This window comes from Terriglobales bacterium, assembly GCA_035561515.1.
Lineage (GTDB): Bacteria > Acidobacteriota > Terriglobia > Terriglobales > Acidobacteriaceae > DATMXP01.
Genome location: DATMXP010000043.1, coordinates 108178 through 121960, shown reverse-complemented (window position 1 = coordinate 121960; position 13783 = coordinate 108178). Strand labels below are relative to the sequence as shown.

14 protein-coding genes and 1 tRNA gene are annotated in these 13783 nt (G+C 57.2%); 7 read left to right on the top strand and 8 right to left on the bottom strand.

What is annotated here, in order from left to right:
- Positions 1–448 precede the first annotated feature (448 nt).
- Positions 449–523 (bottom strand) — tRNA-Val (locus tag VN577_19450).
- 149 nt (positions 524–672) lie between these two features.
- On the opposite strand from VN577_19450, the gene VN577_19445 reads away from it, so the two are divergent.
- Genes VN577_19445 through VN577_19435 form a run of 3 tightly spaced genes read left to right on the top strand, consistent with a single transcriptional unit; the run spans position 673 to position 2589 of the window.
- Complete coding sequence (locus VN577_19445) at positions 673–1482, top strand: RNA polymerase sigma factor (GenBank protein ID HWR17013.1); 810 nt, start codon at positions 673–675, stop codon at positions 1480–1482.
- Between the two features lie 9 nt (positions 1483–1491).
- Positions 1492–1956 carry a hypothetical protein gene (locus tag VN577_19440; protein HWR17012.1) on the top strand — a complete coding sequence of 155 codons (465 nt, stop codon included), beginning with the start codon at positions 1492–1494 and terminating at the stop codon, positions 1954–1956.
- An 18-nt stretch (positions 1957–1974) separates the two neighbouring features.
- Positions 1975–2589, top strand: coding sequence for a DUF3106 domain-containing protein (locus VN577_19435; GenBank protein ID HWR17011.1), 615 nt, complete (start codon positions 1975–1977; stop codon positions 2587–2589).
- Positions 2590–2661: 72 nt separating this feature from the next.
- Here VN577_19435 and VN577_19430 read toward each other — a convergent pair whose 3' ends face one another.
- From VN577_19430 to VN577_19410, 5 genes are all read right to left on the bottom strand, one after another.
- Positions 2662–3513: a transglutaminase-like domain-containing protein gene (locus VN577_19430; protein ID HWR17010.1), complete on the bottom strand. Its 852-nt coding sequence runs from the start codon at positions 3511–3513 to the stop codon at positions 2662–2664.
- Positions 3514–3603: 90 nt separating this feature from the next.
- Entirely contained in the window at positions 3604–5145 is a 1542-nt protein-coding gene (locus VN577_19425) for a PAS domain S-box protein (GenBank protein ID HWR17009.1), read from the bottom strand.
- Between the two features lie 115 nt (positions 5146–5260).
- Entirely contained in the window at positions 5261–6100 is an 840-nt protein-coding gene (locus VN577_19420; protein ID HWR17008.1) for a proline dehydrogenase family protein, read from the bottom strand.
- A gap of 362 nt (positions 6101–6462) precedes the next feature.
- The gene (locus VN577_19415; protein HWR17007.1) at positions 6463–6969 is read right to left on the bottom strand and encodes a DinB family protein; all 507 of its coding nucleotides are present in this window, start codon (positions 6967–6969) and stop codon (positions 6463–6465) included.
- Positions 6950–7495 (bottom strand): hypothetical protein, encoded by a 546-nt coding sequence (locus tag VN577_19410; protein HWR17006.1) that lies wholly within the window; start codon positions 7493–7495, stop codon positions 6950–6952. The genes VN577_19415 and VN577_19410 overlap by 20 nt, the downstream gene beginning before the upstream one ends.
- A gap of 77 nt (positions 7496–7572) precedes the next feature.
- On the opposite strand from VN577_19410, the gene VN577_19405 reads away from it, so the two are divergent.
- A complete protein-coding gene (locus VN577_19405) occupies positions 7573–8466 on the top strand; it encodes an AraC family transcriptional regulator (GenBank protein ID HWR17005.1) in 894 nt (297 codons plus the stop codon).
- Positions 8467–8511: 45 nt separating this feature from the next.
- Here the strand turns inward: VN577_19405 and trxB are convergent, their stop codons facing one another.
- Both trxB and VN577_19395 read right to left on the bottom strand, forming a co-directional pair.
- The gene (trxB, locus tag VN577_19400; protein ID HWR17004.1) at positions 8512–9444 is read right to left on the bottom strand and encodes a thioredoxin-disulfide reductase; all 933 of its coding nucleotides are present in this window, start codon (positions 9442–9444) and stop codon (positions 8512–8514) included.
- A gap of 52 nt (positions 9445–9496) precedes the next feature.
- Positions 9497–10171 (bottom strand): hypothetical protein, encoded by a 675-nt coding sequence (locus tag VN577_19395; GenBank protein ID HWR17003.1) that lies wholly within the window; start codon positions 10169–10171, stop codon positions 9497–9499.
- Positions 10172–10210: 39 nt separating this feature from the next.
- Between VN577_19395 and VN577_19390 the strand changes: the two genes are divergently transcribed.
- From VN577_19390 to VN577_19380, 3 genes are all read left to right on the top strand, one after another.
- Positions 10211–10411 carry a hypothetical protein gene (locus VN577_19390; protein HWR17002.1) on the top strand — a complete coding sequence of 67 codons (201 nt, stop codon included), beginning with the start codon at positions 10211–10213 and terminating at the stop codon, positions 10409–10411.
- Between the two features lie 124 nt (positions 10412–10535).
- On the top strand, positions 10536–12692 hold the full coding sequence (locus VN577_19385) for a SpoIIE family protein phosphatase (protein HWR17001.1): 2157 nt from the start codon (positions 10536–10538) through the stop codon (positions 12690–12692).
- A 63-nt stretch (positions 12693–12755) separates the two neighbouring features.
- Positions 12756–13730, top strand: coding sequence for an RluA family pseudouridine synthase (locus VN577_19380; protein ID HWR17000.1), 975 nt, complete (start codon positions 12756–12758; stop codon positions 13728–13730).
- The last annotated feature ends 53 nt before the right edge of the window (positions 13731–13783 follow it).

Below are 13783 nucleotides of genomic sequence, written 5' to 3'. Positions count from 1 at the left end.
ACCTTGGCCCCCGCCGCTGCCGTGTCCGCCCGGACGTCCGCCGGGACCTCCGCGACGCCCGCGACGGCGCCTACCCTTACCGCCTCCGGAACCTCCGGAGGGGTGATTCGGTCCAGTATTCATTGAATGACTCGTTTGTTCGTGATGTTTCTATTCCCACTTTGGGCAAAACTAACTCTAGAATCCGATTCGCTCTAACCGTATGTTTCCTAAGTGGTTTGCGCAGTTCCCAGTCGCGAACGGGGCGATGGGAAAAGGCTGGAATTTTTGAACTATTCACGTCCGTCTAGCGCCAGGATTCGAGGCGCGCGGACCCCCATTACGGGAGCGATACTTCGTAGGACCCTGTGATACTACCCACGGAACTTGTGGATACGCAAGCCGAAAGCGGAACTCCCTTACCCAGCCTTTTGCCTATTTGGGAGGGATACCGATTCGGGAAACGAACTGGTGGGCGCTATAGGATTCGAACCTATGACTTCCACCGTGTGAAGATGGCACTCTACCGCTGAGTTAAGCGCCCCCAAAAGCCAGTACACAGGTCAAATTCACTATAAAGCAGGCAAAGGACAGCGTCAAATTAACGAATTAAGCGGTAGTTTAGGCGGAGCAAGGCTTCCGGTCCCTGAAAGGGAACTCAAAGTGTGCACAAAAAGGCACGGTTCTGGGATAATGAACGAGCCCGTTCTGGGGTTCTGGCTGATGCCTGAATACACGGACAATTCGGGGTACCTGCCACAACCGTCCATGGAGCCGGATGACGTTGGTAATACGCAACTTTCCGGCGACGACGGGGTTTGTTCTGACGTGAGCAGCGTAGCCCTAAACCCGGGTCTGCTGGGCGGCACTTCCAAGGGCAATCAGGATTCACGTTCGGCCAGCCGAACGAGTAAACTGCAACCCGGAGCCGCCACCCTGACCGACGCCGATCTGATGCTGCAGGTGAAAGACGGAGACGACTCGGCCTTCGAGTATCTGGTCGAGAAGTACCGTCGCCCGATGCTGGGTTTCATGTACCGCGTTACCCGCAATACTCATCTTGCGGAGGAACTAGCGCAGGAAGTCTTCCTTCGGGTCTACCGCGCGCGTTCGACGTATAACGCGGAAGCGAAATTCAGCACCTGGCTGTACAGGATTGCATCGAACCTGTCCGTTAACTATATCCGGGACACGAAATATGAGCGTCCCGAGATGAGCGTAAGCCTCGACGAGCCGGATGAGGAAACCGGCACGACGATGGACCTGGCGGACAAGAGCATCAACGCCGAGCAGGATTTGATCCGGCGAGAACGGCTGGCTGCGATCAAGAAGCATGTGCAGGCATTACCGGAAAGACAGCGGAATGCGGTGTTCATGCATAAATACCAGGGAATGGACTACAAACAAATTTCCGAGGTATTGAACATCAGTGAATCGGCGACGAAGTCGCTGTTGTTTCGTGCATACGAAACATTGCGGGAGCGGTTAAAGGAATTTATTTGAGGCAATACCATGCAGTGCAATGAGATTCGCGAACATCTTTTTGACGTGATGGTTGGGGAACCGGTCGCGCCCGAAGTGAAGGCCCACTTCGCGGCATGTCCGGCTTGTGCGTCCGAGCTGCAATCGATGAACAAGACCATGGCGTTGCTGGACGAGTGGAAGGCTCCGGAGGATACGTCTCCCTACTTCATGACGCGCCTGAAGGCGCGCATGAGGGAAGAGGCGGTCAAGGAATCTTCGCCGGGCTGGTTGAGCTGGTTCCGCAAGCCGGCACTGGCGGTCAGCATGGCAGCGTTGCTGGTGATGAGCGTCGCCCTGTTCCAGAGTGGTTCCAAGCAGCCGCAGCCGGTAAATTCAAAAACCGTGTCAGCGGCGAACGACCTGCAGTATCTGGATAAGAACAGCGACGTGTTGCAGAATCTTGAAATGTTGGACGAATTGGCGGACAACACTTCTACGACTGCTACTCCATAACGGAATATAGGTTCAGCCATGCCACCGTCGAAAACAATCTGGACAATAGCGCTTGCGACTGCGCTGTGTGTACCCGCTTTTGCGCAGGGTCGAGGCAGTCAGGGAGGTCCTCCGCCCGGACAACGCGGGGGTCGCGGCGGATTTGGTCAGTCTTCCGATCCGTCATCGAGGAGAGGCCCGGGACCACACTTTGGTGATTGGCTTCGCAACAGCAAGAACCTGACGGCATCCGAAAAACAAAAAGCTCTCGAAAAAGACCCCAATTTCCAAAACCTGCCGGCAGACCGGCAGAAGAAGCTTCGCGAGCGGCTAGAGTGGTTCAATGCCTTGCCTCCGGATCGCCAGCAACAGATTCTGACGCGAATGGAAGCGTGGCAAAACATGACTCCGGAGCAACATCAGCGAGCGCGGGCACTGTTTGACCGTATGCGCGCCCTGCCGGATGAACGGCGCAACGCGCTGCGAGACCAGTTCCGGGCGTTACTCAGTATGCCGCCGGAGCAGCGTCAGAAAACGATGAACTCCGATCAGTTCAAGAAGAGCTACAACGACGAGGAGCGCGACATCCTCACGCGCTGGCTCGAATTGCGAGATTCCAACCCCTCGCCCCCAAGTTCCGACCAGGACGATTAAAGTGATTTCCTGCTAAGAAGCCCGGTGATAGCCACCGGGCTTTTCTTCTTCCCACTTATTCGAAGGAAAATCTCAGTTCATCATTACCAGGCGCTGACGGAGGGTAAGAGCTGTTTGCCGCATCTCGTCGGCGTCGCTGGCGTCGGGAGCCATGCGGACGTACGTCTCCAGGTCTTCCGCAGCGCCACGAAGCTGACCCACGGCGTAGCGCAGCATACCCCGTTCTTTTCTGTCTTCGGCCGAACGCGGATGAATGGCCAGCACCAGATCAACAACAATCAGCGCACGCTTGAAGTCGCGGCGGTTCAGGTAGATCTGCCGCAGATTATTGAGCATGCGCGTGAGCCACTGGCGACGCGTGACCGTGTGCAGGAACTCGGGCTGAAGCGGAACCTGGCCGGCGTAAATCTGGTTGAGACGCTCCTGGCAGTCGTCGGCGCTTAGAATGCTGCCCGCGTGGAAAGGATCAAGCAGCGTCTCGCTGCCGTCCACGTCATAGTGCTTGAGCAGGAAGTGCCCAGGCATGCCAACACCGAAAAGCGGAAATCCGATACGATGCGCGACTTCCATATACACGAGCGCGAGCGTAATCGGGATTCCTGTCCTACGATCGAGTACGTCGTTCAGGAATGAGTTTCGGGGATCGTAATAGTCGTCGGAGTTGCCGCGGAATTTTTCTTCTTCGAACAAGACATAATTCAGCGCGGCAATAACCTGGGGCGTTTCCGGAACCGAGGGAAGCATCTGCTCCACACGAGCTGCGTACCATTCGAGGCGCTCAATATATTGATCGACTTCGAGATTCGGATACTCCATCCGCGCAATAGTCAGAGCAGCACGAGCCACCGAGATCTGGTGCTCATCGACGTCGTCGGCGACGAGTGCCGCGAAATCTCCACGAAGTCCGGATGCCCAATCGCTCATACAGATTTGGATGCTAGCAAAAACGAAGGGGACCGGAGCGGCTGGAGGAGGATCATCTTTTATTTTCAAGCACTTGAAGGTGGGCTGGGCTTAGCGGGGGTAACCCTCATCGGAATTGGGCGGCACATTCGGCAGAAAGACGGAAAATACGGTGCCGGATTTTCCGGGCGACACAGAGCTGCGTACACGAATGGATCCGCCATGTTTCTGAACGATTCCACGCGAGACCCACAACCCCAAGCCGGTACCCTTCTGTCCCTTCGTGCTGTAGAAGGGTTCAAAGAGACGACGGCGATCGAAGGCGTAAATTCCGGAGCCATTGTCGAACACAGAGGTTCGAACACCTCTACGTGAGAGATCGCGCCAATCGCCCGAATCGTTGATGCGAATGATTAGCCGGTCGCCAGTGTCGGCCAGGGCATCGGCGGCGTTAACGATCAGGTTGGAGAAAACCTGCCGCAACTCCCCGGCAACTGCCTTGATCGTGTTTTGCGATTCATATCTTTTGTCGACGTTAACGCCGAGTGTCTTCAACTTCCGGCCATACAGCGTTAAAACATTGTCGATAATCTCGCCGGGAGAAACTTCGGAGAATACGCGCTCGTCCTGGCGTGAGAAGCCGAGAGTTAGCTTGGTGATCTGAACTACCCGTCTGAGCTCATCCTGCGCGATGCGGACGAGATCGCGGCTTTGCGCGTCCAGCGAGGAAGAGCGTTCCACCAGGTAGAGGGCGTTCGTGACGCTCTCAAGGGGATTGTTGATCTCGTGCGCGACCGTGGCGGCCATCCGTCCGGCAACTGCCATTCTCTCCGAGCGGTGCAGCTCTTCTTCTGCGCGTTTGCGTTCGGTAATGTCGCGAAGGACAACCGTATAGAGCTTCTGGCCGGCGGCTTCCACTTGCGAGATGGTGGCTTCAATAGGGAACTCGACGTTTCCGGCGCGAAGCCCGGTGAGTTGACGCGGAGAATGCATGCTTCGGGTGGTAACGCCCGTTTCGCCGAAGTTGCGAATGTGAATGCGGTGAGCGGCGCGGGCCGCGTCAGGGATCAGCCAGTCAAGCGGCTGTCCCATCATGTCGTCGGATTTGTAGCCGAAGATCTTTTCAGCCGATGAGTTGAACAGCACAATCCTTTGGTTCTGGTCCACCGTGATGATGGCGTCCATGGTGGAGTTGACGATTCCGGCCAGGCGGGCCTGGCTGTCGCGAAGTTCTTCGTACGCACGCTCCAAATCGCGGTTTACTTCAGAGACAGGAGCCGCGGTAGTCGATACCCGACTCAGCATCTCTCCGATCCGTGTGATGAGTTGCTCCGGTCCATCAAGCTTGCTCAGGAAGCCATCGGCGTTCTGAATATCGGCAGGGATTTCAGTGGTACCCGAGACGATGAGGATTGGAATGTTCGGGTTGAGCTTCTTCATCTCCTGCGCCATTTGCGTGCCGGTTTGGCGTCCGAGCATATGGTCGGAGACGACGAGATCTACAGGTTCAGATTTGAACTTAGCGAGCGCTTCTTCCGCTGTGGTTGCGGTAAGAACGCGATATCCGCGCTGCTGCAGGATCGTAGCGCGCAGACGCAAGCCGGCGGGCTCATCGTCGACACAAAGAATAGTGCGCGACCCCGCGGCAGACATAAATACACCCCGTCACGTCAGGTAGATGAGAAGGCGCGACAGGTATGCTGAATGCGCACCTGCTAACCCCACGGTTCTGGATTATAGCTCAGGTCTGGGCAGGTCTCGTTTACGGCTACTTACGAAGCAGGTTCTTCGCAATGAACAGGGCGTTTGCGGGACGCTCCGCCAGCCGACGCATGAAGTACGGGTACCACTCGGTGCCGAATGGGACATACACACGCATGCGCCACCCGTCCTTCACGAGCTGCTCCTGGAGATCACGGCGAATGCCGTAGAGCATCTGGAATTCGAAGGAGTCGCGGTCGATTTTTTCGCGGACCGCGAACTCGCGCGTCTGCTTGATGATGTTCTCATCGTGCGTGGCGATGCCGTGATAGACACCGCTCTTGAGGAGAATCTTGGTCAGATGGAAGTAGTTCTTGTCGACGTCGGCCTTGTCCTGGAAGGCGATATTGGCAGGCTCCTTGTAGGCGCCCTTGCACAAGCGGATACGAATCCGGTTGGCGAGAAGTTGCTCCACGTCCTTTTCGCTGCGGTAAAGGTAAGCCTGGATGACTGTGCCGATGCGGCCCTCGTGTCCAGGACGGGCGTGCAGGTCGTGAACGACATCGAGAGTCTTCTGCGTATAGGGAGAGCCCTCCATATCCACGCGGACGAAGCAATTGACGCGCGCTGCGTGATCGACCAGGTCACTGACAAGCTCGCGGCACAGCTTTTCATCGACGTCGAAGCCCATGTGCGTAAGCTTGAGGCTGACGTTACAGTTGAGCCCGCCGGTGACGATCTCATCGATCATCTGGTGATAGAGCTTGGAGCTGTGGCGGGCTTCTTCCACGTTGGTGACGTTTTCACCGAGGTTGTCGATGCTGACGCCAATCCCGCGTGCATTGAGCTCTCGGGTGACCTGGACGCCGTCGGCAACATGATTGCCCGCAACGAAGCGCTTCGCCATGCGCTGACCCAACGGATTATTTTCCGCAAAATGGCGCAATGACCGATTGGAGGACAGGGCAATGAAGAACTCTCTCAGCAACTGGCGCCTCCCGCGATGTTCTCCGGGTTGTGGCGCTGACGCGTCAACGCCGGCTGGATGGCCGGCGTAAGGAAGATCGGAACGATTTGCGTGTGAATCGGCGGGTTTTTCGGCAACAAGCGGTTCGGTTTCCGTAACATTGGTCACGATGTTTTTATCACATCCGGAGCGGGTGGTCAGCTAGTGCGGAAGTCACACGGCGGAGGGTCATCTTGCCATCGCGTATAGGGTATGGGGCCGGCTGGCGAGCATCCAAGCGATGCGGGCCAGCCGGTCTCAGCCTATTCGTTCCAGGCGCCCAGGAGGCGGCGGAGGAGGATAAGTTCGCCGAGATGATAGGAAGTATGGTCGGCCAGCATAAGGAGCCTGCGCGCAATGGTCTGGTCGGCAGAGCCATGCAGCGGTGCCATGGGATCGCGTTCGTCCATCAGATCGAGGATCGCCTGGAAATCCTGCTTGAAGGAGATGACGCTGCGGTCCCAGTCCTTCGCGGATTTCGGCTGTTGGCTCGTGGGCCAGTAACCCGAGGGGAACTCGGGCTGGACATGATTTGGATTGTTAATCCCGTCGAGGACATCGCGCTGCGCAATTCGAAGATGTTCGAGCACCTCCCAGGGCGAATGTGAAGCGCCCTGCGGACGTGTGCCACGCTGTTCTTCCGGAAAGTCCTTTACGGCGGAGTTGAAGTCGGCGTGCGCTCCGTCGCCATTCAAGATGTACTGAAGGTGGGTACGAATCATCGAAGTGCTCGTTGCGGAGTTCTTTTCTTTAGCGGATGCGGTGGGCATGGAATTTTCCTTGTAGCAGCCAGGTGTGGCCGTCAGGTTGGAGGGTTTCGCCCGTCCAACGGAATGAGTTTTGTGTGATTTCGGTGAAGTTCCAGCGAATCGGCGTGCCGTCGGGAAGTGCACCGATCTGGACGATATCGTTGCCAATGCGACGCCCGGTGAGTTCGTTGCGCTGTCCAGTTACGGGATTGATCCACGTTACATGCCAGGCACGAAGCTTCGGGTCGTACACGCGCATGGTAGTGCCGTATGCGTAAATGTTTGGGTTCGGCATGGAACCGCGATGCTCCGGACGAGGAATGATCCAGACGTCCTGGATGGCACGTCCTTCGAGCACCCACCCGAAGTGCGCCTCAGCTTTCAGGTTTAGCTCGGAAATGTCCTGCCAGTACACACGAATGTCGAGTTCCCAACTGCCGACGAGGAAGCCGTAAATATCGTCGGATTCGGGTATTTCAGGCGAGCGTCCGGCGGACGCCAGCGCCGAAGGGAAGGCCGCCAGTTCGGCGGCGGCGATTGTGTTCATCGTTTGACCTCCGGGGTCATCCAAAAGAGAATGAGTGTCCTCGAGGTCGTTTATAGGCCGAGGCACGGGGGCGGTTCTTGGCAAAAATTGCGGTCGAATTGGAGCAGGCGGTCACGGCACGGATCAACGCCGGGGGGCCGGGTTCCACCCGTTCACGCCTGCTCGGCGGGGGTATCGGCTGGCAGGTAGGCGATGTGCTATGCACATCGGGGCCGCACGACCGTCGCTTCGAGGAACGTCACCAGCAGGTGTCGATTGCGATGGTAGTGGCAGGGACGTTCCAGTACCGCGCTGAAACCGGACTACGTGTCCGGCACGAGGTCATGACTCCCGGATCCCTGATGCTCGGTAGCTATGGCCGCCGCTTCGATTGCGGTCACGACCATGCCATAGGTGACCGCTGCATCGCGTTCTGGTACGAGCCGGAATACTTCGAGCGCATCGCCTCGGACGCGGGAGTGAAGCATGCCAAACCAATCTTCCCGGACGTCCGCATCCCCGTAGTTCGCGAACTCTCACCACTCGTGGCGCAGGCCTGCGGTGGCGTCGTGGGCGTTGAAACACCCTGGGACGAGATCAGTGTCAGATTGGCAGCGCTTGCCGTCCAGTTGGTTCATGGACTGCCATCACGACTGATCGACTCTACTCCTAGTTCCCAAAAATCGGTCACCAGCGTACTCAGGGCGATCGAGCGTGATCCACAGGCGGAATGGTCGCTTGAGGCGATGGCGGGCGCGGCGCGCTTAAGCCCATATCACTTTTTGAGGACCTTCGAGACTGTAGCGGGTGTGACGCCGCATCAATACGTATTGCGGACACGCTTACGCGAGGCCGCGACGAGGATCGTGACCGAGGATCGCAAAATTGTGGACGTGGCGTTGGAGTGCGGGTTCGGCGATGTGTCGAACTTTAATCGTGCATTTAGAACAGAGTTCGGCTGTAGCCCACGGCATTATCGAACTGCAAAGTAAATAAGCGCGGGCATATACCCGCGCTCTTCACTTCTAAGAAGCCGATTAGTGACCTCTGGCTTCCAAATACTTTTCCACTTCCAGAGCAGCCATACAGCCTGAACCGGCGGCCGTAATCGCTTGGCGATACCGGCGGTCCTGTACATCGCCGCAAGCGAACACGCCCGGAATGTTGGTGAAGACGTTGTCACGCGTCTTCAGGTATCCCTCGTCGTCCATGTCGAGTTGCCCGACGAACGGTTTGGTATTGGGAATGTGGCCAATGCCGAGGAACATGGCGCTAGTCGGATGATCGAAGACGGTGCCGGTCTTCAGATTACGAAGCTTCAGGCCGGTGACTTCCTTCTTTTCGACGTCGAAGACTTCCTCCACGATGGTATCGGTCATCATTTCGATGTTCGGATGTGCGCGAGCACGGTCGAGCATGATCTTGGAAGCACGGAACTGATCGCGACGGTGGATCAGGGTGACGCTTGAAGCAAAGCGAGTGAGGAACAGCGCTTCTTCCATGGCGGAGTCGCCACCGCCGATGACCGTGATCGGCTTCCCGGAGAAGAAAAAGCCGTCGCACGTAGCGCACGAAGACACTCCATGTCCGATGAGCGCCTGCTCGCTGGGTAGTCCCAGCCAGCGAGCTGAAGCACCAGAGGCGATGATCAGAGTTTCCGTGCGGACCATGTCCTTGCCGACCGTGAGTTCGATCGGCGATTTCTTAAGATCGGCGGCGGTCACAACACCATGCACCAGTTCGGCACCGAAGCGCTCCGCCTGGATGCGCATGTTGTCAGTGAGTTGAGGTCCCTGGATGCCTTCTGGGAATCCGGGGAAGTTCTCAACCAGGGTGGTGAGAGAGAGCTGCCCACCGGGTTCGTGCCCAGCGAGGACGAGCGGTTTCAGGTTTGCACGAGCCGTATAGATAGCGGCGGTCCATCCGGCGCAGCCGGATCCGATGATGACTGTCTTGCGAATATTTTCCATTGTTCTCTGTCAGTATTGATACAGCTTGTATATAAAGGATTCAGTCGCGAATCTACTTCTTCTTCGGTGCGGCTGTGGATTTCGCAGCCGGTGATGCCGGGCCCAGCATCGATAACTCACGTGGAACCAAGGTCTTAACCCCGAGCGCAGTGCGATAGCGGCCAAGCACTTCCGAGGCGCTGCGGAACAAAGGCTCGTAGGCCGTCTGGTCGGCGGCGGGGCAGCGGGCCAGAACCACGGAAGATTTGCCGAATCGCTCCAGTTTTATCCGTTGGACAGGCGTGTTGGTCGCAAGCACCGACTTCGCGTCTTGCGCACCGGATACCGTGGTCTCGAGTTGCACTTGGATAACGTCCTTCGCTTCGCGAGAGCGAAACACAAGCGTTTCGATCACGTTCTTTTCGTCCACGCTCATGGAGTACTGAGCTGCAACGACCGGCACCGATGCCGGGAATTCCTTACGAATCCGAACCCAGTTGGCTGCGGGAGCCTGTTCCATGGTGGAGTGCCCGCGCGAAATTTCGAAGTCAGGCGTGAACTTCGGGGCAGGAACTTTCGCCAGGGCACTGCGGATCTCGGCCTGATCTTCAGCGGAGGGCGTGCAGACGTTCAGGTAATTGACCCGAACCTCAGGCTGCTCCTTCTTGGTTTCCTGCGCCATGGCGCCAGACAGCATTCCGAGGGTGACGAACAGAATCCGGAGCGAAGGGTTAAGGCGTAGTAGCACCGGGAGATTTTACACGCATACACAGGTAAAATGCCCGCCATGGCAAATCTGGTCCTGGTATACGGAATGAGGCTTCTCCCCGCCGAGGAAATCGAAGAGGTGGGCGAAGCGATTGTCAAACTGAAGAATGGTCGCGAGGCCCGCGTTACGATGCACGTTTTGGAAGGAAGCAAGCGCTCGATAGAGTCTCAGTTGCAGACCAGTGTTGAGGCTTTCTTTGATTTGTATCCGGAGATATGAGGAACCGCAACAAAGTCCGGTTCGTAATAAACAGTAAGGAAGCCATGTGCACTCCGGTCGAGCGGGGTGCATCTTTGCGGCCAATCCGCTGTTTCTCACGTCTATAATCATCGGGACTTCCTGCATGCGATCACGCTGGCGACAACTACGCAGGTTTCTACACAAGCATGGGCTGGAGCCCACCAGCCTGCTGGCGCGGATCGCACTGTACCTGCTCGGTATTGTCCTGTTCCTGATCCTGTTCCAGTGGATCGCCGTGAAGTTGCGCGGCCCGGGATCCGGATCCGTAGATGGCTGGATTACCGTACTGGGGTATACGTCGTTCTTCCTATGGTTGTACGTAGGGATGCGATGGTTCCGCACTCGCCTGATGTGGGCCGTGAGAAACCGGCTGATTGTGACCTACGTCTTCATTGGGGTCATACCGGTCGCCCTGCTCATCGGCATGGGGTTGCTGATCACCTATCTGTTTGTGGGTCAGTTCGCCACATACGTGGCTACTTCGGACCTGCAAACGGAAATTCGCAGGATTGATGCGGTCAACCAGCGGCTAGCATCCGAGATCGCGACCTCGCTGCGTAAGGGAAAGCCGATTACGCCCGACATCCTGCAAAACGCCAGTGCGCGCGAAGAGGCCTTTCCCAATCGGATGGTCACTGCCTGGTACAAGGACAATGTCTACGTTCTGGCATCGGCACTCGAACGGCCGTCGCGACAAAAACCGGTGCCAGTACCGATTCCCAAGTCGATCGACAAAGGAATCTCTTCGCTCTCGTTGGACGAATCAGGGCTCTCACTGCGGTCGGCGCGCCAACTCGATGTCGGAGGCGAGAACTTGACCGTAATTTCGAGTGTTCCGCTCGATACCGAACTGATGGCGAAGGTGGCTGAGCGAATCGGCGTGATCTCGCTGGAGCCTTTCAGCCGAACCCAGGCGAATGGGCAGGGAACTCCTCGCCAGGGCCTGCGTATCTCCTCCGGCTCAAATGAGATTCTCGATTTGGATCAGCAGGCAGGTAACCGGTCGCGGGCGATTCAGAGCGCGGCTCCGCTCACACCGCCGAAAAACCGCTTCGATCGCGAAGTGACATTTCTTTCCACCGTGTCGGCCCTGGAGTGGGACAGCGCGAATCAAGCCACCGTTCTGATGGTCGTGCGGACACGGCCCTCTTTGATGTACGAACGCCTATTCCGTACCGTGGGACAGTTCGTGAATGCCGTGCTTTACGTGCTGGCGGCCGTGGCGATCTTCTTCGGGATTATCGAGTTGATTGCGCTGATTATCGGAGTAAGGCTGACGCGGACGATCACGGCATCGGTTTACAAACTCTACCGCGCCACCCAGCACGTGAACCGCGGTGACTTTTCACATCGCATCCACGTGACGACGAATGACCAGTTGGCCTCGCTGGAGACTTCGTTCAACAGCATGACTGAGAACATTCGGCGTCTGCTGATTGAGCAGAAAGAGAAGCAAAGGCTGGAGAACGAGTTATCCATCGCGCAGGAAGTCCAGGCGCAACTGTTCCCGAAGGGCGTCTTCGACGTCGAATCGCTGGAACTGTACGGGTTCTGTGAGCCTGCACGAAGCGTGAGTGGCGACTACTACGACTTCGTACCCCTTGGTCCGGATCACCTCGCACTGGCCGTAGGTGATATCAGCGGAAAGGGAATTTCGGCTGCACTGCTCATGGCGACAATCCATTCCGCGGTTCGAGCCTACAGTCTGGAACGGGTTCCGATGATGGCGACTGCTGGAGTGGGGCACGGCGGGTCGTATTCACTTTCGCGAATAGAGCAGGAAGGTGCAGCCGAAATTTCGCCTTCGCTGCTTTGCACCATGTTGAACCGGCAGGTCTACCGGAGTACTCCCTTGGAGAAGTACGCGACGATTTTCCTGGGGATTTATGACGGTAAATCGCAGAAGCTCACCTACTGCAATGCCGGACACCTTCCCCCATTGATTCTCTCGGAAGACGGTTCACTCCGCAGACTCGACCAAGGTGGCAGCGTGATTGGACTTCTCGAAGGACTTACATTCGAAGAAGCCGAAGTGACGCTACGTCCGGGAGAGATATTCATTGCATACAGTGACGGTCTCAGCGAGCCCGAGAACGAGTTCGGCGAATTTGGGGAAGAGAGACTGATTCAGCTGGTGCGGGAAAACCAGCACCTGCCCCTACAGCGTATATCCGACCTTGTGGTGGCCGCTGTGAAGGACTGGATAGGCGGTGTGGAGCAACCGGACGACATCACTCTGGTGCTGGCGCGCCTGCGCTAGTTCCGCTGGAATTGCCTTAACAACTACCTCCATGCTTGAGCTTCTGCTGTAATGGACTGTCCCATGTCCATCGAGCCACTGGAATTACACGCGACCTCGGAAGATGCCGGAAAGCGACTGGACCAGTTCCTGGTGGCCAAGATCCCCGACATCAGCCGGGCCCGGGCGCAGCAACTCATTGAGCAAAAGAAGGTGCTCGTAAACGACAAAGCGTCAAAGGCGGCTTCGAAACTTCATGGCGGGGAAATCATCTTGGTAACCGGGCCTGCGCAGGTGGAACCGCTGCGGGCTGTGGCGGAGAACATTCCGCTCGATATCGTGTTTGAAGATAAGGATGTGGCGGTCGTCAACAAGCCGGCAGGCATGATGGTCCATGCTGGAGCGGGGGCCACCGAAGACGATCGCAATCGAGGAACTCTCGTCAACGCGTTGCTCCACAGGTTCGGTGGGCTGTCTGAGGTCGGTGGAGAACTGCGACCAGGCATCGTGCACCGACTGGACCGCAACACGAGTGGACTTATTGTGATCGCGAAGAATGATGCTGCCCATCGCAAACTGGCAGCCCAGTTCTCCAGTCGTGAAGTGAGCAAGGTGTACGTCGCGTTGGCCCATGGGTTTTTTAAGCAGAAGAAGGGAACCGTGAACGCGCCAATTTCACGGGACTTTGTCCGGCGGACACGGATGACGGTGAAGGGATCGGGCGGACGAACCGCGGTTTCTCACTACACGGTCATGAGAGAGATCGACTCTCGTTTCGGCAAGTTTTCCCTGGTGGAGGTCAAGATCGAGACCGGCAGGACGCACCAGATCCGGGTCCATCTTTCATCGCTGGGCCATCCGATCGTAGGCGACACGCTCTATGGAGCGCCCGAGGAGATCAGGGGGCCAAAAGGGATTGAGCCACTATGCCTGAAGCGACAGTTTCTACACGCGGCGAAGCTGGAATTTCGGCAGCCGAGGACCGGCAAGGTCATGAGGTTTGAAGCTGAGTTGCCGGGCGAACTAACCGAATTTCTGACGAAAATCGAGGCAGAATGACGGTTTTGGCGCGAGGCATATTGGCCCGTGCAGCGTTCCTGAACGACTATAAT